The 19,390-nt window shown below is 68.7% G+C and carries 16 protein-coding genes; 11 read left to right on the top strand and 5 right to left on the bottom strand.

The window, feature by feature from the left end:
* Positions 1–6 precede the first annotated feature (6 nt).
* Entirely contained in the window at positions 7–2,016 is a 2,010-nt protein-coding gene (locus tag ACESK5_RS07170; protein WP_372910869.1) for a hypothetical protein, read from the bottom strand.
* Positions 2,017–2,250: 234 nt separating this feature from the next.
* The gene (locus ACESK5_RS07175; protein WP_372910870.1) at positions 2,251–2,715 is read right to left on the bottom strand and encodes a TIGR00725 family protein; all 465 of its coding nucleotides are present in this window, start codon (positions 2,713–2,715) and stop codon (positions 2,251–2,253) included.
* 300 nt (positions 2,716–3,015) lie between these two features.
* Here ACESK5_RS07175 and ACESK5_RS07180 point away from each other — a divergent pair, with 300 nt between their 5' ends.
* From ACESK5_RS07180 to ACESK5_RS07215, 8 genes are all read left to right on the top strand, one after another.
* Positions 3,016–4,077, top strand: coding sequence for a substrate-binding domain-containing protein (locus ACESK5_RS07180; protein ID WP_372910871.1), 1,062 nt, complete (start codon positions 3,016–3,018; stop codon positions 4,075–4,077).
* Positions 4,078–4,107: 30 nt separating this feature from the next.
* A complete protein-coding gene (locus tag ACESK5_RS07185) occupies positions 4,108–4,839 on the top strand; it encodes an ABC transporter permease (RefSeq protein WP_372910872.1) in 732 nt (243 codons plus the stop codon).
* A 1-nt stretch (position 4,840) separates the two neighbouring features.
* Positions 4,841–5,656, top strand: coding sequence for a phosphate ABC transporter ATP-binding protein (locus ACESK5_RS07190; protein WP_372910873.1), 816 nt, complete (start codon positions 4,841–4,843; stop codon positions 5,654–5,656).
* Positions 5,657–5,742: 86 nt separating this feature from the next.
* On the top strand, positions 5,743–6,441 hold the full coding sequence (locus tag ACESK5_RS07195; RefSeq protein WP_372910874.1) for a TOBE domain-containing protein: 699 nt from the start codon (positions 5,743–5,745) through the stop codon (positions 6,439–6,441).
* 47 nt (positions 6,442–6,488) lie between these two features.
* Positions 6,489–7,322, top strand: coding sequence for an MBL fold metallo-hydrolase (locus ACESK5_RS07200; protein WP_372910875.1), 834 nt, complete (start codon positions 6,489–6,491; stop codon positions 7,320–7,322).
* Between the two features lie 127 nt (positions 7,323–7,449).
* The gene (locus ACESK5_RS07205; protein ID WP_372910876.1) at positions 7,450–9,432 is read left to right on the top strand and encodes a hypothetical protein; all 1,983 of its coding nucleotides are present in this window, start codon (positions 7,450–7,452) and stop codon (positions 9,430–9,432) included.
* Positions 9,433–9,506: 74 nt separating this feature from the next.
* Positions 9,507–10,403 (top strand): hypothetical protein, encoded by an 897-nt coding sequence (locus tag ACESK5_RS07210; RefSeq protein ID WP_372910877.1) that lies wholly within the window; start codon positions 9,507–9,509, stop codon positions 10,401–10,403.
* Between the two features lie 74 nt (positions 10,404–10,477).
* Positions 10,478–11,488 carry an NADP-dependent oxidoreductase gene (locus ACESK5_RS07215; protein WP_372910878.1) on the top strand — a complete coding sequence of 337 codons (1,011 nt, stop codon included), beginning with the start codon at positions 10,478–10,480 and terminating at the stop codon, positions 11,486–11,488.
* Between the two features lies 1 nt (position 11,489).
* Here ACESK5_RS07215 and ACESK5_RS07220 read toward each other — a convergent pair whose 3' ends face one another.
* The 3 genes from ACESK5_RS07220 to ACESK5_RS07230 form a co-directional block, all read right to left on the bottom strand.
* Positions 11,490–13,199, bottom strand: a complete 1,710-nt coding sequence (locus ACESK5_RS07220; RefSeq protein ID WP_372910879.1) for an ABC1 kinase family protein — start codon at positions 13,197–13,199, stop codon at positions 11,490–11,492.
* 464 nt (positions 13,200–13,663) lie between these two features.
* Positions 13,664–14,452, bottom strand: coding sequence for an IclR family transcriptional regulator (locus ACESK5_RS07225; protein ID WP_372910880.1), 789 nt, complete (start codon positions 14,450–14,452; stop codon positions 13,664–13,666).
* Positions 14,453–14,806: 354 nt separating this feature from the next.
* Positions 14,807–16,009 carry an acyl-CoA dehydrogenase family protein gene (locus ACESK5_RS07230; RefSeq protein ID WP_372910881.1) on the bottom strand — a complete coding sequence of 401 codons (1,203 nt, stop codon included), beginning with the start codon at positions 16,007–16,009 and terminating at the stop codon, positions 14,807–14,809.
* Between the two features lie 185 nt (positions 16,010–16,194).
* Here ACESK5_RS07230 and ACESK5_RS07235 point away from each other — a divergent pair, with 185 nt between their 5' ends.
* From ACESK5_RS07235 to ACESK5_RS07245, 3 genes are all read left to right on the top strand, one after another.
* Positions 16,195–17,655: an acetyl-CoA hydrolase/transferase C-terminal domain-containing protein gene (locus ACESK5_RS07235; RefSeq protein WP_372910882.1), complete on the top strand. Its 1,461-nt coding sequence runs from the start codon at positions 16,195–16,197 to the stop codon at positions 17,653–17,655.
* A 61-nt stretch (positions 17,656–17,716) separates the two neighbouring features.
* The gene (locus tag ACESK5_RS07240) at positions 17,717–18,277 is read left to right on the top strand and encodes a MaoC family dehydratase (protein WP_372910883.1); all 561 of its coding nucleotides are present in this window, start codon (positions 17,717–17,719) and stop codon (positions 18,275–18,277) included.
* A gap of 283 nt (positions 18,278–18,560) precedes the next feature.
* Positions 18,561–19,340: an aspartate/glutamate racemase family protein gene (locus ACESK5_RS07245; protein WP_372910884.1), complete on the top strand. Its 780-nt coding sequence runs from the start codon at positions 18,561–18,563 to the stop codon at positions 19,338–19,340.
* The last annotated feature ends 50 nt before the right edge of the window (positions 19,341–19,390 follow it).

Raw genomic sequence — 19,390 nt, forward strand, 5'->3', positions numbered from 1 at the left:
GCGGACTCAGTGGCGCCGACGGCCGGCGAGCACCAGCAGTACGAGTCCCGCGAGCACGACCGTGACCGGGGTGAAGCCGGGGAACCGCGTCGACGTCGACGACGTCGGCGTCCCCGCCTCGGGGTCGACGACGGTGATGGTGGCCGTCTCGTCGTCGACCCGCGCGGTGTAGGTACCCGAGCTGGTGAACTCGAAGGCGAACTGGACGGTGGCGGTGCTGCGCGCGGGCACGGACACCTCCCGGGTCTCGATGGGTTGTCCGTCCAGTTCGAGGGCGACCGGGTGGGTTCCCGCGACCCGCTGTGGGTTCCGGACCGTCACCACGACGACGGCCCGGACGTTCGTCGAGATGCGCGAGGGCTCGAACGAGACGTTGGTCACGACAGTCCCGTCCGCGGTGTCCGCCGCCTGCGGTGTCGTCGTCCCGCTCGCGTCGGAGGTGGCAGTCAGCGTGGCGGTGTCCACCGACGCCGTCACGGCCTCTACGTCCGCACCGTCTTCGCTCGCGTCGCTCTCGGCGGCCCCGCCGCCGCCACTCCCGCTGCTCGCTCCGCCGCCTCCCGCTCCTCCGACGCTTCCGCCGTCCCCGCCACCACCGTTGCTGTCGTCGTCCGCCGCGTCGTCCGGGCCGTCGCCGCTGTCGTCACCGTCGTCGCTATCGTCGTCGTCACTCCCGTCGCCGTCGTCGTCGATGCTGTCGTCACCGTCGTCACCGTCGTCGTCGGGCGCCGGTGCGCCACCTCCACCGCCGCCGGAGGGACCGTCGGAGTCGGAGTCGTCTGACTCGGGCGCGGCGGTCGGTTCGACCACGACGTCGTGCGTGTAGCGCATGTCGACGACCGGGGTCGGCGCGTCGTCCGACAGGCTCGACTCGTCGAGGTCGACCCTGACCGTGTTCGTCCCCTCGCGAACCCACGACGGGTCGGGGTCGAGCGAGACCGTCTCACCCGCGGCGAGCGTCCGGGACGTGTTCAGCCGGTTCCCGTTCACCGACACCGACGGGGCCACCGACTCGGTCCGCTCCGTGTACGACAGCGACCACTCGAGCGTGTCGCCGCCGCTGTAGTTCACGGTCAACGCCGTCGCATTCTGTGAGAGGTCGACCGGTCGTGACTTCGACGACTCGCCGGTCGAGAAGCTCCCGAACGAGACGGACGTCCCGTCGTCGGCGGTCACGGAGACGTCACTCGGCGGGGTGGAGACCACCTCGAGCGGGAACGGCGTCGACACCAGGTTCCCGCCCCACGACGCTCGTGTCGTCCCGTCCTGCTGTCGGTCGTCGACGGGCGTCCCGAACGACGAGTCGGTACGCTCGACCGTGACGAACTCGACGGTGACGGTCGAACCGTTCGTGTCGTACTCGTCGACGTCGATGGTCTGCCACCCCTCGCTGTTCGGTACCTCCCACCCCTCCTTCACCAGCGTCCCCTCGCCGTACGTCGCGTCGGGGCCCTCACCCCGGACGATGTAGACGTCGACCACCGCACCGGTCCCGCCGACCGTACTGTGGTAGGTCCGTATCTCCCCGATGGTCGACGGCGGCCGAGTGATGCGTATCTCCGAGTTCGTCTGTCCGTAGAGACCGATGACACCGTCGCCCTGATTGTACTCGCTCGACACCGTCTGCGTCTCCGCCGTCAGGGTCAGTTCGGGTTCACCATCTGCCGGTCCCGTGGGCTCCGACGTGCCGGCGATGGAGACGGGGAGGGTCTGGCCGTCCTCGGTTACGGTACCGCTGTCGACGTCGTCCTCGCGCGCCACGGCGCCGGTCAACTCGACGGTGAAGTCCTCGACCCGGTCGTAGTCGCCGAGTTCGTACTCGAAACTCGACCCGCTCGTCACGTTTGTCTCGACGAGCGAGACGGTCGACGTCTGCTGCGCCGCCGTCGCACCCGACGTCAGGGCTGCGTCCACGGGGAGCACTGTCGAGGACGCCCCGGCGGGTCCGGCCGCGACAGGGGCGAACGCGAGTACCAACACGAATCCGATGACGAGGGCGTGGCGGGTTCGGCTCATGAGCGTATCACACCGTCGTGCGGGTCCGGCGCGCCCACGACGGCTCGTGTGCTCCTCGGTGTCGCTTTGGGAACAAAACATGTTCTGAACGCCACAGGTATGTCTCGAATCCGTGAACGAATCCGTCAGACGACCGTCGGTCGAGCGGCAGACGTCGCGGTCCCGAGGGCCGTCGAGGACCGGTCACGAGGCGCCGCTCGCGCACGTACTGCGTCTCGCGCGCGCCTCACCCGCTCACGCGTCGCGTCTCTCGCGTTCGGCCACCGCACGCTCCACGTAGTCGACTGCCTCGGCGGGCGTCTCACAGGCGTGGACCCCTTCGACCGTGTGCGTTCGGAGCCCCGCGACGGGCCTGTCGAAGACGAACGCGTACCCGATTTCGGAGAGGGTACCGCCACTCCCGGCGACGGCGACGACGGCGTCGCCGTTCATCACGACGAGTGCGTTCCGCGCGTGTCCCAGCCCCGTCGCGACGGCCGTCTCGACGAACGGGTTCGCGTCGGCGACGCGCTCGCCGGGCAGGATGCCGACAGTGTGTCCGCCGGCGTCTCGCGCTCCCGCGCAGACGCCCCGCATCACGCCGCCGAGGCCGCCACAGACGACAGTGTGGCCGCGTTCACCCAGTCGGGTACCGAGCGCCCGGGCTACTCCGACGGTTTCGGCGTCGACGTCACTCCCGCCGATGACACTCACGCGCACCGGTGTCGTCCCCCATCCTTCGGTCGCACGTCTCCCCCGACGTGCCGTCCGTACTTGACTCAGGCGGGTCGCGGCGTCACGTCGTCGTCGACGCCGACGCCGAGCGCTCGCAGCGCCCGAGACATCTGACCGAAGTGGGCCGTCCGACGTTGTTCGGAGGGCATGGTTTCTGATATTCTTCCGCTCGCGTCATAGTTCTTCCCCCTGTATTTCAGTGACGCCGGACGGACCCGTCCCCCGTACTGTCCGACGTGCTCCGCCGCCGGAACTGTTATATCTCCTCCCACGTTCGATGTGCTCATGACGATACAACGACGTCGATTCCTCCAGGCAGCGGGCGTGGGAACGATCGTGGGACTCGCTGGCTGTACCGGCGACTCCGACCAGGACACAGGAACCGCGACGACGAGCGGGACACAGCAGTCGCAGAGCGGCGGGAGCCAGTCGGGGTCGGGGTCCGGCGGTGGCGGTGGCGGTGGCATCGGCGACGGCGAACTGGTCCTCGCGACGACGACGAGTACGTACGACACGGGGCTCCTGGACGCCATCCACCCGACGTTCGAACAGGCGACGGGTCTCACCATCAAGACGCTCCCGAAGGGCACCGGTGCGAGCATCCGGACGGCGCGGGACGGCGACGCCGACGTCATCCTCGTCCACGCACGCAACGCCGAGGACCAGTTCATGCAGGACGGCTACGGCGTCAACCGGCGTGACGTCATGTTCAACGACTTCGTCGTCGTCGGTCCGGAGTCGGACCCCGCAGGCATCAACGGCGTGTCGAGCGCGACGGAGGCGTTCACCACCATCGCCGACTCGGAAGCCACGTTCGTCTCCCGCGGCGACGACTCCGGGACGAACAAGAAGGAACTCGTCATCTGGGAGCAGGCCGGGACGGACCCGAGCGGGCAGTGGTACCGCGAAATCGGGAAGGGAATGGGCGACACGCTCGTCCAGGCAAGTCAGACCGGGGCGTACACCCTCGCCGACCGGGGGACGTACCTCTCGATGCAGAACGAGGTCGACCTCGTCATCCACGTCCAGGGGCCGCTCGAGGGCGGGCCGGTCATCCTGAAGAACCCCTACGGCGTCATGGCGGTCAACCCCGCCGTGTACGAGAACGTCAACTACCAGGCCGCGATGGCGTACATCGGCTTCCTCACCAGCCCGCAGGGACAGACGATGATCGAGGAGTACACCGCGAACGGCTCGCAGCTGTTCTTCCCGAACGCCCTCGCGGAGGACCCGCAGTTCGGTCAGTACGTCCCGCAGGGGTACACCGCGTCGCAGGCGAACTCCCTGTCGACCGAGGACAAGCGGTTCCTCCACTGGGTCGAGACGCGCGTCCCATCGAACTACTGAACAGGGTCGAGTCCGACCCTCCTCCGACGAATGCTTCCAGAGACACTCCTGCTCCCGGGACCGCCCTTCCAGTTCCAGCTCCCCGAGCGGGGGTGGGCGTACGTGTTCAGCATCGTCGTCGTCTCGCTGCAGGTGAGCCTCACCGCGGTGGCGCTCAGCACGGCCATCAGCGTCCCTGTCGCACTCACGGTGGGGTTCACCGACTTCCCGGGCAAGCGAATCGTCACGGCCGTCATCAACACCGGGATGGGCTTCCCCAGCGTGGTCGTCGGTCTCGTCGTCCTCATCGTCATCTCGAACAGTGGCCCGCTGGGCGACTTGCAACTCGCGTTCACTCCCCAGGCGATGATCATCTCGCAGGTCATCCTCGCGACGCCGGTCATCACCTCCATCGCGCTGTCCTCCGTGGAGGAGATCAGCCAGCCGGTCCGCGACGCCGCCTTCGCGATGGGGGGGACGAGCGCCGACGTGAGCCTCGTCGTCGTCAAGGAGGCGCGCTACGGTATCGTCACCGCCGTCCTGGCGGGGTTCGGCCGCGCCATCAGCGAAGTCGGGTCCATCCTCATCGTCGGGGGCAACATCGTCTTCAGCGACGGCCAGTCGTACACGCGGACGCTGACGACGGCCATCACCGTCGAGGCGCGACAGGGACGGTACGAGGTGGGTCTCGTCCTCGGTGTCGTCCTCCTCGTGCTGGTTCTCGCGGTGAACGCGCTCGGGTCGTGGGTCCGCAGTCAGGGCCGTGGACGGGGGGCACGGTGAGATGACGCTGGCTGTCGAGGACGTGTCCGTCTCGTTCGGCGACGACCCCGTGCTCGAGTCGGTCTCGCTCGACGTCTCACCGGGCGAGGTGGTGACGGTGGTCGGCCCCTCCGGGACCGGCAAGACGACGCTCATCCGCCTGTTCGCGCTGTTCGGCCCGCCCGACACCGGACGGGTCACCGCCGACGGCGACGACGTCTGGCGACTCTCGGACGACCGCCGACTCGCGGTCCGTCGGCGGGTGGCGATGGCCTTCCAGGAGCCCAGTCTCTTCAACGCGCCCGTCGCCGAGAACGTCACGTACGGTCTCCGCGTCAGGCGGTCCTGGCCCGAGCGGGTGCGCACTCGCCTCACCCGACTCGGCCAGGGAGACTCCCTTCCGGCGGCTGCCGAGGAGGCGCTGGAGACGGTCGGTCTCGAGGGGAAGACCGACCAGAACGCGCTGTCGCTGTCGGGCGGGGAGGCACAGCGCGTCGCGTTCGCGCGTGCGCTCGCGGTGGAACCGGAGTACCTCCTTCTCGACGAACCGACCTCGAACCTCGACCCACGGAACACCGCCGTACTCGAGGGGGCCATCGAACGCGCACGGGAACGGGGCGTCGGCGTCCTGGTCGCGACGCACGACATGCACCAGGCAGAACGGGTCTCCGACCGGGTGGCGTTCGTGCTGGAGGGCGAACTCGTCGAGTGTCTCGAGACGGAGCGGTTCTTCGAGTCGCCGCGCGACCCGCGGACGCGACAGTTCATCGACGGGGAACTGCTGTACGACGAGTCGCCCGACCCCGGGAGGAACGGGCTTGCCCGCACGGAACTGTAGCCGTACCCGTGACCGGACCTGTCTCGCGCCCCGGGCCGACCGGTCTGGCCGGGACAGCTTTATTCGACGCGGTTCACCCACCCGGTGTGGAGGGAATCCCAGACGCGTCAGTCCGTATCGAGGCCGGCGACGTTGCCTTCGACGCCCGCGACGCGGCGCTGCTCAGAGCCGTCGACGACCACGGCTCGCTCAACGCCGCGGCGAGTGCGCTGGAGCGGTCGTTCGCGCACGCCCAGCGGCGCGTGGTCGAACTCGAGGAGGCGTTCGGCTCGCTTGTCGAACGGCGACGTGGCGGCGCCGGCGGCGGGGGGAGCGAACTCACCGAGCGCGCGCGTGACCTCCTCGCCCGGTTCGACCGCCTCGGTGCCGAGTTCGCTGGCGCCGCCGACGCCACGCTCTCGGTGTTCGCCGGGCACGTCGTCGAGGTAGACGGCGAACTCGCGACGGTCGAAACGGTTCCCGGACGCGTCCTGACGCTCGTCCCGCGCGACGTCACCCCGGGCGAGAGCGTCGAGGTGTCGGTCCGGGCCGACGCCGTGACCGTCGAACTGCCCGCGGAGGCGCCGGCCCCCGACGCGACCAGCGCCCGGAACCGCTTCGAGGGGGAGGTGTCGGAAGTCGTCAGAGGGGAGTCCGTCGGCCGCGTCGCCGTCGACGTCGGCACCGAGACGCCGCTGTGGGCGATTCTCACTACCGACAGCCTCGACCGGATGGCGCTCGACGTGGGGGAGACGGTGGTCGTCTCGTTCAAGGCGACGGCGACGCGGGCGCTCCCGCGCGCGTAGCGCCGACGTCCACAACGCTTAGACCGGCTCCCGTCGAACGCTCTCGCATGTCGACATCCGACTGGGGCGACTGGTTGCCCCGCGCCGTCGCGGAGGCGGAGCCCGACACCGTCGCCGTCTGGTATCTCGGCTGCAACGGTTTCTTCCTGAAGGGACACGAGGGGACGACGCTCGCCATCGACCCGTACGTGGGGCTCGGCGACCCGCCGCGGACGGTCCGGATGGTGCCGGTGCCGTTCGACCCCGCGGACGTCGCGGAGATGGACGCGGTGCTGGCGACGCACGAACACACCGACCACGTCCACGGGCCGAGCCAGGCACCCATCCTCGCGAACACGGGCGCGACGCTGTACGGCCCGGACGACGCCCTCGCCGTCGCCCGCGAGGAGGAGGCCTGGACCGACGAGTGGGCCGTCACCGACGACCAGTTCTCGGAGGTCGAAGAGGGTGACACGTTCGAGGTCGGCGAGTTCACGGTTCACGTCGAACCCTCGTACGACCCCGACTCGACGCACCCGGTGACGTACGTCGTCGAACACGCGAGCGGGACGTTCTTCCACGGCGGCGACACCAAGCCCGCCGAGGAGTTCACCGACGTCGGGGAGCGGTACGACATCGACCTGGGCGTGCTGGCGTTCGGCGCGGAGGGCAACATCGCGGACAAGGAGACGGGCGAACCGGTCCACACCAAGTGGTACGCCGACGAGAACGAACTCGTCCGGGCGGCGAAGGACCTCCGTCTCACCCGCTGTCTCCCCTCCCACTGGGACATGTGGAAGGGGATGACCGCGGACCCGACGGGGCTGCACCACCACGCGGCTTCGTTCGCGTACCCCGAGCACCTCGAAATCGTCGAAATCGGCGACCGGGTCGACCTCTGAGGCGACGACGTCGCCGTCGTCGGCCGTTCGGAGCCGTCGGCGGTGGGAGCGTCTCACCCGACCGAGATTCTCTGGATTGATAGATACCCCCGCGCAATTTATGTAAGCGCTGACGGTACCCAATCGCATGAGTTCCGACCCCAGCGCCGACGGGGCGCGTTCTGTCAGGGAGGGTCCGGTGACGGTGACGAAGTCGTTCGAGGCCGAGGAGTTCCCCGTACCCGCGGTCAAGTTCGTGATCGAATCCGACGCTTCCGAGCCCGTGAGCATCAGGCTGGTCGACGCCATCCCGGAGTCGTTCCCGATGGAGAACGTCGGCTTCCACCCCGACTACGAGAAGGACCACTGGACCGCCTACAAGAGCCACCGCGTCGAGTACGACCGCACCCTCGACCCCGGCGAGTCGACGACGACGGTGTACGGCATCCGACTCGACGACACGGGGATGGACCCCGACGCGTTCCTGGCCGACCCGAGCCTCTCGCTCCTGGACGCGAGCGACGTCGGCGCGGCCGACGACGCCATCGACGACGTCCTCGGAGAGGACTCGAACCAGCTCGTCCGAGACGTCCTCTCGGGCGAACGCGAGGCACTTCCCGGACTGGGAGCGAACGACGGCGTCGACGCCCCCGACCTCACGGCGGACGCGTCCGGCGGCGGCGACCCCCACCCGGAGGACGTCACGCTGGACCTGGACGACGACGCGGCCGCCGCTGCCGTCGACGACGGTGACGAGAGCGACGGGAGCGACGACGGCGACGAGGCGTCGCCGCGCCCGGACGCGTTCGACGGCTCGGGCGAGTCCGTGACCGAACCGACGGAGGACGCCGTCGTCACGGCCGTCGGCGTGGGCGCGGCCGACCACGACTCCGCGGTGGAGGCCGGCACGGACACTACCCCGGAGGAGGACCTCGAACTCGAACTGAACCTGGACGACGAGGGGGAGACGCCGACCGAGGCGGAGGCACGAGGCGTGCCGGACGTATCGAGCGATGCCGACGCCGACAGCGATGCGGAGGAGCGGACGGGCGGGCCGCACGTCACCGCCGGGAGCGTCCTCGCGACGCTCGCCGCGGAACTCCGCCGGGCGGACGCCGACCCCGACGACGTGGCCGCGCTCCGGGACGCGCTGGGCGCCGAAAGCGGAGCCGAGTCCGTTCCCCGGAGCGTCGACCTCCGCATCAAACGACTCCAGAACCAGGTCGAGGACCTTGCGGCGTACTCGGCGGGGCTCGAGGCGTTCCTCGACGAGGAGGGGACCGCCGAGGACCTCATCGAGGGGTTCCGCGGGGACGTCGCGGAGCTCACCGAAGAACTCGACGAACTGTCGGCCGGCGTCGCCGACGCCGCGGACGACCGCGGGCGCCTCCACGAGGACGTGAGCGACCTCCGCTCGGACCTGTCCGGATTCGACGATCAGCTCGCGGCCGTCGAGGACCGCGTCGAAGGGGCGACCGAACGGCTGGCGGGGGTCGACGACCGCGTCGACGCCATCGACGACCGTCTGGACGCCGTCGACGACCGCTTCGACGAGACTGCGGACCGGCTAGAGCGCGTCGACGACAGACTCGACGAGACTGCGGACCGGCTAGAGCGCGTCGACGACAGACTCGACGAGACGGTCGACCGACTCGAAGACGTCGACGACCGCTTCGACGCCGTCGACGACAGACTCGACGAGGTGGCCGCGCGAGCCGAGAGCGCCGACGACACCGCGGCGCGCCTCGACGACGAGATGGGCGAGGTGCGCGAGGAACTGGCGTCGCTCGACGGCGACATCACCGCCGCCCGCGAGTCGCTCGAGGCGGAGATGGAGGCGCTCCACGAGACCGTCGAGGAGGAGGCCGCACCGGTGCGCGAGGACGTCTCGACGCTCCGCGAGGACGTCGCCGAACTCGACGACACCGTCGAGGAGTTCCGGGCGTTCCGGGACCGACTCAGCAACGCGCTCGGGCCGATGGTCGGCGGAAGCCCGGGTGCCGGTGCCGACGCCGGGGCCGGTGTGGGCGGAGACGACGCCGACACGGACGGAGAGGGCCCGGGCGACCAGGCTGACGCCGACGGGGGCGACGAGGACGCGGACCACGACGAGGACCAGTACGACGACTAGTGTCGGCTGTTCTCGTGGCACAGGACCGGTAGCGAAGCGCAACCGGTTTACCACCGGTCGTCCACACTCCGACAATGACTGCGACGGTCCGGGTCGCCGTCCCGCGCAAGGGACGGCCGCTCGAGGCGGTGCTGGAACGCCTCGCGACGAACGTCGGCGTCGACGACCTGGCCGACGAAATCTCCTCGACGCTCCGCTACGAGAAGAGCGTCACCAAGGGGCGGTCCGAACCGGACCGCGACGTGTACGACCGACTGGCCGACTACAGCGACCTCTCGGCTCCGACGCGGCCGGAGTTCACCCTCCTGCGCGACGACCGCGACGGGATGCCGCGCCGGGTCGTCTTCGACTCCGTCGAGGTGGACGCTGGCGACGTCCGCCTCCACCTCGTGGGGCGGGAGGAACCGTTCCGCGCGCTCCGGACCCACGAGTTCGCGCTGGGGTTCGACAGCGCCGACCTCGTCCTCGAGGAGGTCGTGTCGCTCGACGAGGAGGGCATCGCGAACCTCGCGGACGTGAACGCACGCATCGACCCGATGGAGTCCGACGTCCGCGTCGTCTCCGGCCTCGGTGACACGGTCTACCACACGTTGATGGCGACGCCCGAGACACTCCCCCCGAAGACGGACCTCGACCGCGACTTCGTCCGTGACTACGAGGGGCCGCTCTGTATCTCCCCGCGGTACGAACGGCTGGTCGAGGCCGTCCTCGGGACCGGTGCCATCGAACGCGTCGACTTCGTCTACCCGTCCGACGCGGCCGAGGAAGAGGCCGCCATCGCCGAGACGGGCCTCGGCGTCTACCTCACCGTCACCGGGTCGACCGCACGCGAGCACGGACTCGTCCTCGGCGACCACCTCTTCCCCAGCGAGACGGTCCTGATGGAGAACCGCGCCGAGACCGACGCTGCGGAGGAGGCGGCGAAGGAACTGCTCTCCGCGCCGACCGACGAGACGCAACTGGTCGTCTGAGGGACGCACGGGATAGAGCCGGCCCGCGCCGCCGGTGCCGAAAGGCCCTCCTGCCGGCGCCTCGTGGCCGACGTATGACCGACGACACCGTGAGCCGCGTGTGGACGCTCGCCCGCCGACCGACCGGCACACCCGACCCGGACTGTTTCGAACTGGAGACGCGTGCCGTGCCCACGCCCGGGGCCGGTGAGGCGCTCGTCCGGACCCGCTACCTCTCGGTCGACCCCTACATGCGCGGCCGGATGCGCGCGGGGGAGTCGTACGCCGAGCCGTGGGACGTCGGCGCGCCGCTCCGGGGCGGCGTCGTCGGCGAGGTGGTCGAGCCGAACGGCACGGGGTTCGCGGCCGGAGAACTCGTCGTCGGCAACCTGACGTGGGCGGACTACACCGCCGCCCCCGCCCACGAACTGAATCGCGTCGCCGTGGGCGACCTGCCGGCGTCGACGGCGCTCGGCGTCCTCGGGATGCCGGGACGGACCGCCTACTTCGGTACCCGGGAGGTGGCCGACCCACGCCCCGGCGACACGATGGTGGTGAGCGCCGCCGCGGGTGCGGTCGGCTCCGTCGTCGGGCAACTCGCGTCGATGGCCGGCGCACGAGTGGTCGGCACCGCCGGCTCCGAAGAGAAGGTCGAGTGGCTCTCCGAACTCGGCTTCGACGCGGCGGTCAACTACCGGACGGCGGACGACTACGACGCCGCGCTCGCCGACGTCGCACCCGACGGCGTCGACGTCTACTTCGACAACGTGGGCGGGGCGCTCACCGACGCGGTCTTCGAGCACCTGAACACCGACGCCCGCGTCGCCGTCTGTGGACAGATTGCGCTCTACAACGCCGACGACCGGCCGACCGGTCCCCGTAAGCTCCGGAAGCTCATCGAGACCCGCGCCCGCGTCGAGGGCTTTCTCGTCAGCGACTTCGCACCCCGGTTCGAGGCGGCGACCGCCGACCTCCGCCGGTGGGTGACGAACGGCGACCTCTCGTACCGTGAGACGGTGACCGACGGCCTCGACCGGGCCCCGGAGGCGTTCCTGGGGCTGTTCGAGGGGGAGAACGTCGGCAAGCAGGTCGTCCGGGTGTCGTGACCTACTCCTGCTGGCGCTGACGCATGCTCTGTCGGGTGAACTGCGGTCTGACGCTGAGCCCGCGCGACCGACGACGCATCGCCCGAACGAAGAAGAGTCCGACGACGACGGTTCCGGCCGCAGTCACCTCGGCGGCCAGCAGGTCGGAGAACGCGAAGAGGACGGTCGTCGACAGTGCCCCGGCGGCGAACAGCAGGCCCCAGACGACCCGACTGGCGAGGGTGTCCAGCGACTCGTTACGCTCCACGAGGTCGACGTCGAGGGCCACGCGCTCTCGGTCGACGTCGGCGAGCACCTCGTCGGCTCTCACCGGCGTCCCGACGACGCCGCTCACGAGGTCGCTCAAACTCTCCTCGAACCGGTCGCGGAGCGCCCGGACGTTCTCCTCGCGTCTCCCCTGGGCGCTGACGTAGTCGTTGACGACGGCGATGAAGTCGAAGTCGTCGTCGAGCGTGCGACACACACCTTCGAGGACGGTCGAGACCCGGACGATGAGCGCGAGGTTCTGTGGGAGTCGCAGGGGGAACTCGTAGAGCGTCCCCTGGAACTCCGAGACGATCTGTCTGACCTCGTACACCTCCACACCACCGCCACGGAGGCTCTCGAACACCAGTTCGAACACCTCGCGCATCCACCCCCGGTCGACGCTCGGGTCCAGCGCGCCGAGTTCGATGAACGTGTCGATGACCGTCTCGACGTCGTCGTTCGCGACGGCGACGTAGAAGTCGAAGAGTTTCTCCTGGGTGTACGCGTCGAGGCGACCCGTCACCCCGAAGTCGTAGAAGACGAGAGTGCCGTCGGCCTGGACCGCGATGTTCCCGGGGTGGGGGTCGGCCTGGAAGAGGCCGTGGTCGATGATCATGTCGATGTACGTCTCCTCCAGGCGGCGGACGAGCGACTTCCGGTCGAGACCCATCGCGTCGATGGCGTCGACGTCGTTTATCTTCACCCCGTCGACGTACTCCATCGTCAGTACGCGTCGGGTCGAGTAGTCAGAGAGTGCCCGTGGAATCGTGACCCGGGGTTCCTCGGCGAAGTTCTCGCCGACGGCCGTCAGCATCTCGGCCTCGTGTTCGTAGTCGAGTTCCTCCCGGATGGTCGTCTCGAACTCGTCGGCGAGGTTCTCCATCGTGAACGCCTGTCCCGGAGGGGCCACGGTGAGGACGAGGGGGAGGAGCGTCTGCACCACCCGCAGGTCGGCCTCCACGCGTTCGACGATGCCCGGCCGGCGCACCTTGACTGCGACCCGTTCGCCGTCGAGGACGGCGGTGTACACCTGTCCGAGCGACGCCCCGCTGATGGGGTCGGTGTCGAACTCGTCGAACGTCTCGTCGACGGGGCCGAGGTCGTTCTCGACAACCGGGCGCACCTCCTCCCAGGGGTCGGGTGGGACGCGGTCCTGCAACCGGGAGAGAACCCCGATGTACGTCGGTGGGAGGACGTCCGGCCGGGTCGAGAGAATCTGCCCGATTTTGATGAACGTCGGACCGAGGTCAAGTAGCGTCTCCAGCAGGTACTCGGCGCGTCGGCGCCTGACGGCCTCCGTCACTTCTCGGGACGGGCCGAAGAGCAGGAAGCGACGCCTGTCGCGCGCGTGGGCGAGAACGAGCGGGAGGAACGACCACACCACGACCACGAACCGTCGGTACGAACGTAGCGTCACGCGGAGTCCCGACGGTGGGTCGACACCTGCCTCCGAGTACCCTGACACGTCGGGTCGGAAGGGTGGAGCGTGGTTAAACGTGGTGACTTCCCCTGCCACGGCGGCCACTGGTCCGCACGGCTGGCGGGGTGCCGCTCGATGCCGACGGGGTGACTCGCGGTGTGAACAGAAATTTCTGGATTCTTGCTGTGCGGCCACAGACCCTCTTTCGGTTAGAATTGAAATAGTGAAATTTCATGCGAGTATCCGGGGATATATATTTTATTTTGTGTAATATGCGTTAGATAAATATAGAATTAAAGTAATCTGAGAGCGAGGTCGAACTGCTATCTAATTTAATATATGCGGATTACCCCCCTCAGTCGACAGCTCCCCTCTCGGCCGTCTGATGAAATTACAGAGCTATACGTGTAATTGACGTCGACGTCCCGGGTGGAGGTCCGTCGGCCCCGACTCTCACCAGACTGTCGGGGCAGCGGTCGGTCGGCGCGGTCCGAGCGCGGGGACGGCGTTCACTGGGGGTACGCCAGGTTGAGTTCGATTTCGTTCGCCATGCCGAGCATCAGGTCGGGCACCTCGACTTCGAGCTTCTGCCCTTTCATCCGGTGGGACGGTCCCGAGACACTCAGCGCCCCCAGGACGTCCCCCTTCGCGTCGTGCACCGGCACGCCGACTGCGTTGAGGCCCCGGAGGTTCTCCTCGCGGTTGAACGAGAAGCCGCGTTCGCGGACGGCGGCGAGTTCGGTGAGGAGTTCCTCCTCGTCGGTGACCGTCCGGTCGGTGACGGCGGCGAGGCCGTGCTGGTCGAGAATCTCCCGGACGCGGTCCTCGGGGAGGTGCGCCAGAATCGCCTTGCCGGCCGCCGTCGAGTGGAGGTGGATGCGGCGTCCGATGCCGGAGTCCGTCTGGACCGCGTGGCTCCCCGTCTCCCGGTAGATGTAGACGCCCTCGCCGTTCTCCTCGACGATGAACTGCGCCCGTTCGTCGAAGCGCTCCGCGAGCGTCTTCACGTGCTCCTGGATGAGACGGAACTCCGACCGGTGGTTCCGGACCTCCTCGCCGAGTTCGAGGAACCGGAGTCCCAGTCGGTACTCGTCGCCCTCGCGGACGATGAACCCGAGGTTCGTCAGCGTCGTCAGGTGCGCGTGGACCGTGCTCTTCGCCAGACCAGTCTTGGCGGTCAACTCCGCCAGACTCGCCGTTCGGCCCTCCCGAATTCGTTCGATGATGCCGAACGACAGCTCCACCGAACGGATGTTGTCGTCCGAGTGAGCGATGGGGTCCATGTGTCGTGTGCCCATAATCCACCACCAATCTTAACTCTACCTCCACCGACCCCCGGTAGGGGACGCAGAGGAGCGCTCTCGCTCGGTGAACCGGGGGGAGCGGACTCCTCGGGCCCGACCGTTCAGCCCTGGCGAACGGTCGCCGGGCCCCCGTCGCGGCCCGGCCGGCAGTATCTGGCGCGAGACGTCCCGACCGACCCGTGAGTCGTTGTCGCTCACCGTGGGGCGGTTTCTCACGTACTGTGAGTATCGTTCACTCGTCACAATCGTGAGTAAATCCGATCAGAGTCGTTCGTCACTCGGGAACGGTTGGACCCTCTTCGCGACCGTACTGTATCCTGACACGTTCCGCGTGGTCCGACTCTCGCGTCAGTACGACCGCGGGAGGCCGAGCACCTTCTCGCCGAGGTAGTTGAGCACCAGTTCCTGTGTGATGGGGACGAGACGCGTCAGGCGTGCCTCGCGGAAGTAGCGCTCGACGTCGTACTCGGTGGCGACGCCGAACCCGCCGTGGGTCTGGACGGCCGCGTCCGCCGCGGCGAACGCCGCCTCGCTGGCGAGATACTTCGCCATGTTCGCCCGCGCTCCGACGTCGGTCCCTCGCTCGGTGTCGACGACGGCCGCGGCGCCGTAGGTGAGTTGTTTCGCCGCCTGTACCTGTGCGTACGCCTTCGCCAGCGGATGCTGTATCGCCTGGTTCTGTCCGATGGGTCGGCCGAACACCTCACGCTCGTTCGCGTAGGCGACGCCCCTGTCGATGGCGAGTTCGCCGAGGCCGACGCACTCGGCGGCGATGACGAGTCGTTCCTCGTTGAGTCCGTCGAGCACCTGGTAGAACCCGTCGCCCTCCTCGCCGACGAGGCGATCGGCGGGCACCCTGAGGTCCTCGAACCACAACTCGAAGGCGTGGACCGCGTTGCTCGCCGACTTCGGGATGGGCTTCATCTCCAGGCTGCCGGTCGAGACGGCCTCGTCGATGTCGACGAGGAACATCGAGATGCCCCGGGTCCGCTTCTCGACCTCGTCGAGGGGCGTCGTCCGCGCCACCAGGAGGACGTAGTCGCTCGCGTCGACGCGGGAGGTCCAGATCTTCTGGCCGTCGACGACGTAGTCGTCGCCGTCGCGCGTGGCGAACGTCTCGATCGCCGTCGAGTTCGACCCCGCGTTCGGCTCTGTCAGGCCGAACGCCTGGATAGCCTTCTCTCCCGCGGCGACTGCGGGCAGGACATCCCGCTTCAACGACTCGCTCCCGTAGCGGACGATGGGCACGGAGTTGTAGATGCCGCCGTGGACGGCCTGCGAGGCCGTGAACCCCCCGCCGCTGCGGGCGATTTCCTCCATCATCACCACCGTCTCGGGCGTCCCCATCCCCGCGCCACCGTACTCTTCGGGGACGAGGATGCCGAACCAGCCGTGTTCGCCGAGTTCCTCGACGAACCCCGTCGGGTACGACGCCTCGCGGTCCCGTTCGCGCCAGTACTCGTCGTCGTACCCCGCACAGACCTCGCGGACGCTGTCCCGGACCAGTCGCTGTTGCTCCGACAGTTCGACGATATCCGTCGCTCGGGTCATTCGTCACGAGTAAGCGGGTGGGTAGGATAAACGTATACGTCTCCGGGGCTGCCGAACGCGACGCCGCTCGGACGACCCCCAGCAACCTTTTATACCTCGCTCTGTGTCATCTCCTCTCGTGACAGGGAACAGCAGGCACCGACAGAGGACGGTACCGTGGCGGGGACGACCGGAACACCCCGCCGATGGCTGACGAGACGGTCACGAGGCGCGTCGCCACCGGCCTCCAGCCGACCACGCCAGTCGCAGCCGCCACCGAGATACCCGACGACGCGACGCTCGTTCTGAGTGGGTTCGGGCGGGCGGGCTACCCGAAGGCCGTCCCCCTCGCCCTCGCCGAGAGCGGACGGGACCTCTCGCTCACCGTCATCAGCGGCGGTAGCGTCGGCGACGAAGTCGACACCGCACTGGTCGAGGCTGGTGCCGTGGCTCGCCGGTTCCCGTACCAGGCGACCCGAGTAGCCCGCGACGCCGTCAACGCGGGCGACGTGGCGTTCCACGACCGTCACATCTCGCGCCTCGGCGACGAGGTGGCGTTCGGTCACTTCGGAACGCCCGACGTGGCGCTCGTTGAGGCCGTCGCCGTCGGCCCCGACTGGCTCGTCCCCACGACGTCCATCGGCCACACGCCGACGTACGTCGCGACGGCGCGCCACCTCGTCGTCGAGGTGAACCACGCCCAACCGCTCGCGCTCCAGCACCTCCACGACGTGTACGACCGCGGCTCCCCGCCCACGCGCCCCCCGATACCGCTCTCGACGCCGGGCGAACGCATCGGCTCCCCGCGCGTCCCGTTCGACCCCGACAAACTCCTGGCGGTCGTCGAGACGGACCGCCCCGACACCCCGTACACGTTCCGTGAGCCGACGCGGACGGACGAGCGCATCGCCGAGAACCTCGTCTCGTTCCTCACCCGGGAGGTCCGCGAGAACCCGACGTTCGGCGGGGCGTTGAACCTCCAGTTCGGCGTCGGCAGCCTCGGAAACGCGCTGATGAGCGCGTTCGCCGACGCCGACTTCGACGACCGGGTGGTCTCGTACTACGGCGAGGTCATCCAGGACGGCCTCCTCGACATGCTCGACGCGGACCGCCTCGCGAGCGCCAGCGCCGCCTCGCTCGCGCTCTCCGCGGACGGGCAGCGCCGGCTGTTCGCCGACGTCGAGGGGTACGCCGACCGGGTCGTCGTCCGCAACGCCGACGTCTCGAACAACCCGACGCTCATCGACCGGTTCGGGGTCGTCGGGGTGAACAGCGCCCTCGAGGTCGACCTCTACGGTCACGTCAACTCCACACACGTCGGGGGGACGCACGTCGTCAACGGCATCGGTGGCAGCGGCGACTTCACCCGGACCAGTACGCTGTCGGTCATCGCGCTCGGGTCGACGGCGAAGGACGGCCGGATTCCGCGCGTCGTCCCGATGGTCCCCCACGTCGACCACACCGAACACGACGTGAGCGTGGTGGTCACCGAACAGGGTGTCGCGGACCTCCGCGGCTGTTCCCCGCGGGAGCGGGCCGCCCGACTGGTCCAGTGCGCCCATCCGGACTACCGCGACGCGCTCGAGGCGTACCTCGACCGGGCCGCGGGGGGTGGGGGAAACATCCCACACGACCTCGACAGCGCCTTCGACTGGCAGCGGGACTGACAGCGAGCGGACGTGACGACCCAAACCTTGGTATGACTCGGTGGCGTCACCCCGGTCGAACATGACCGACGACGAGAGTTCGGAACGACGACTCGTGAGCGGCTGGGAGGGACGGTACTACGAGGACTTCGCGGTCGGAGACGTCTACAAGCACCCCTACGGTCGGACCGTCACCGAGACGGACAACGTCTGGTTCACGAACGTGACGATGAACCTCAACCCGATGCACTTCAACGAGGCGTACGCGTCCACCACCGAGTTCGGCGAGCGCCTCGTCGACGGCACGTTCGTTATCGCGCTCGTGGTGGGCATGAGCGTCATCGACGTCTCCGCGAACGCGACGGCGAATCTGGGGTACGACGAGGTTCGCCACCACGCGCCCGTCTACCACGGCGACACGCTGTTCGCCGAGAGCGAGGTGCTGGAGAAGCGCGAATCGTCCTCGCGCGACCACGTCGGGATCGTCACCACCGAGTTACGGGCGTACAATCAGGACGACGTGAAGGTCATCTCGCTGAAGCGGACGCCGATGGTGCTGAAACGCGAGTACGCCCAGCCCTCGGCGGCGAAGCCGACGGGGTGGCCCGAGGGCATCGGGACGCAGCCGGAGGACCTGGAGTAGGCGACCACACCTCGTTTCCGGTGGCGCGTGGCGTCGCGCACTCTGTGAGCGCGACTCGCGCGCGAGGGACGAGGAACGCAGGGCACGAGCGAAGCGAGTGTCCGAGTACCGCAGTCGGCTGGGGAGGCTGCGGTTCACCGCGCCCGGACTCCGCGATTCGTCCGCTCCGTTCACGTCTCTCGGAGTGTTCGGTTCTGGGCAGTTGTGCTCTGCACCTTCAGCCCACCCTCCGTTCGAGCGAACGCATTTACCTTCGCAGCGTGACTCGCTACCGAGGAACACTATGCCAGACGACCAGGAGCCCACCATCCGCATCAAAGCCATCAACCCGAACACCACGCAGGCGATGACCGAGAACATCGGCCGGCAGGCGAACCACTACACCGCCGACTCGACCCACGTGACGGCCGTCTCGCCCGCCCGGGGCCCCGTCAGCATCGAGTCGTACTACGACGACTACCTCGCCGTCCCCGGCCTCCTTGAGGAGATTCTGAACGACGACGACGAGCACGACGCGTTCGTCGTCGCCTGCTGGGGCGACCCGGGCCTCGAAGCCTGCCGCGAGGTGACCGAGAAACCGGTGGTCGGTATCGCCGAGGCGTCGATGTACGTCGCCAACATGGTCGCCGCGACGTGGTCCGTCGCCACTATCCTCCCGCGCGCGAAGCACTTCATCGAGGCCGCCGTCGTCAAGGCCGGCCTCACCGACCGCTGCGCGTCGGTCCGCTGCACCGACCTGACCGTCGTCGAAACCGAGGAGGCCCGCGACGCGACGTTCGCGGGCCTGCTCGCGGTGAGCCGCCTCGCCGTCGAGGAGGACGGGGCCGAGGCCATCTGTCTCGGCTGTGCCGGCATGGGTGGCCTCGCCGAGCGACTGGAGGACGAACTCCCGGTCCCCGTCGTCGACAGCGTCGGCGCGGCGGCCGTCCTCGCGGAGTCGCTGGTCCAGTTGGGGAAGACGACGAGCAAGGTGATGACGTACCGGCCGCCGGAGCCGAAAGAACAGACGGGCTACCCGGACATCTACCAGTTCCGCGCGGACACGCCCACGGCCGACGACTGAGTCGCTCGCCGCGTCTCGGGGTTCGGGTCAGGCGCTACAGCTAATACCAC

This window comes from Salinigranum sp. (assembly GCF_041641895.1).
Taxonomy (GTDB): domain Archaea; phylum Halobacteriota; class Halobacteria; order Halobacteriales; family Haloferacaceae; genus Salinigranum.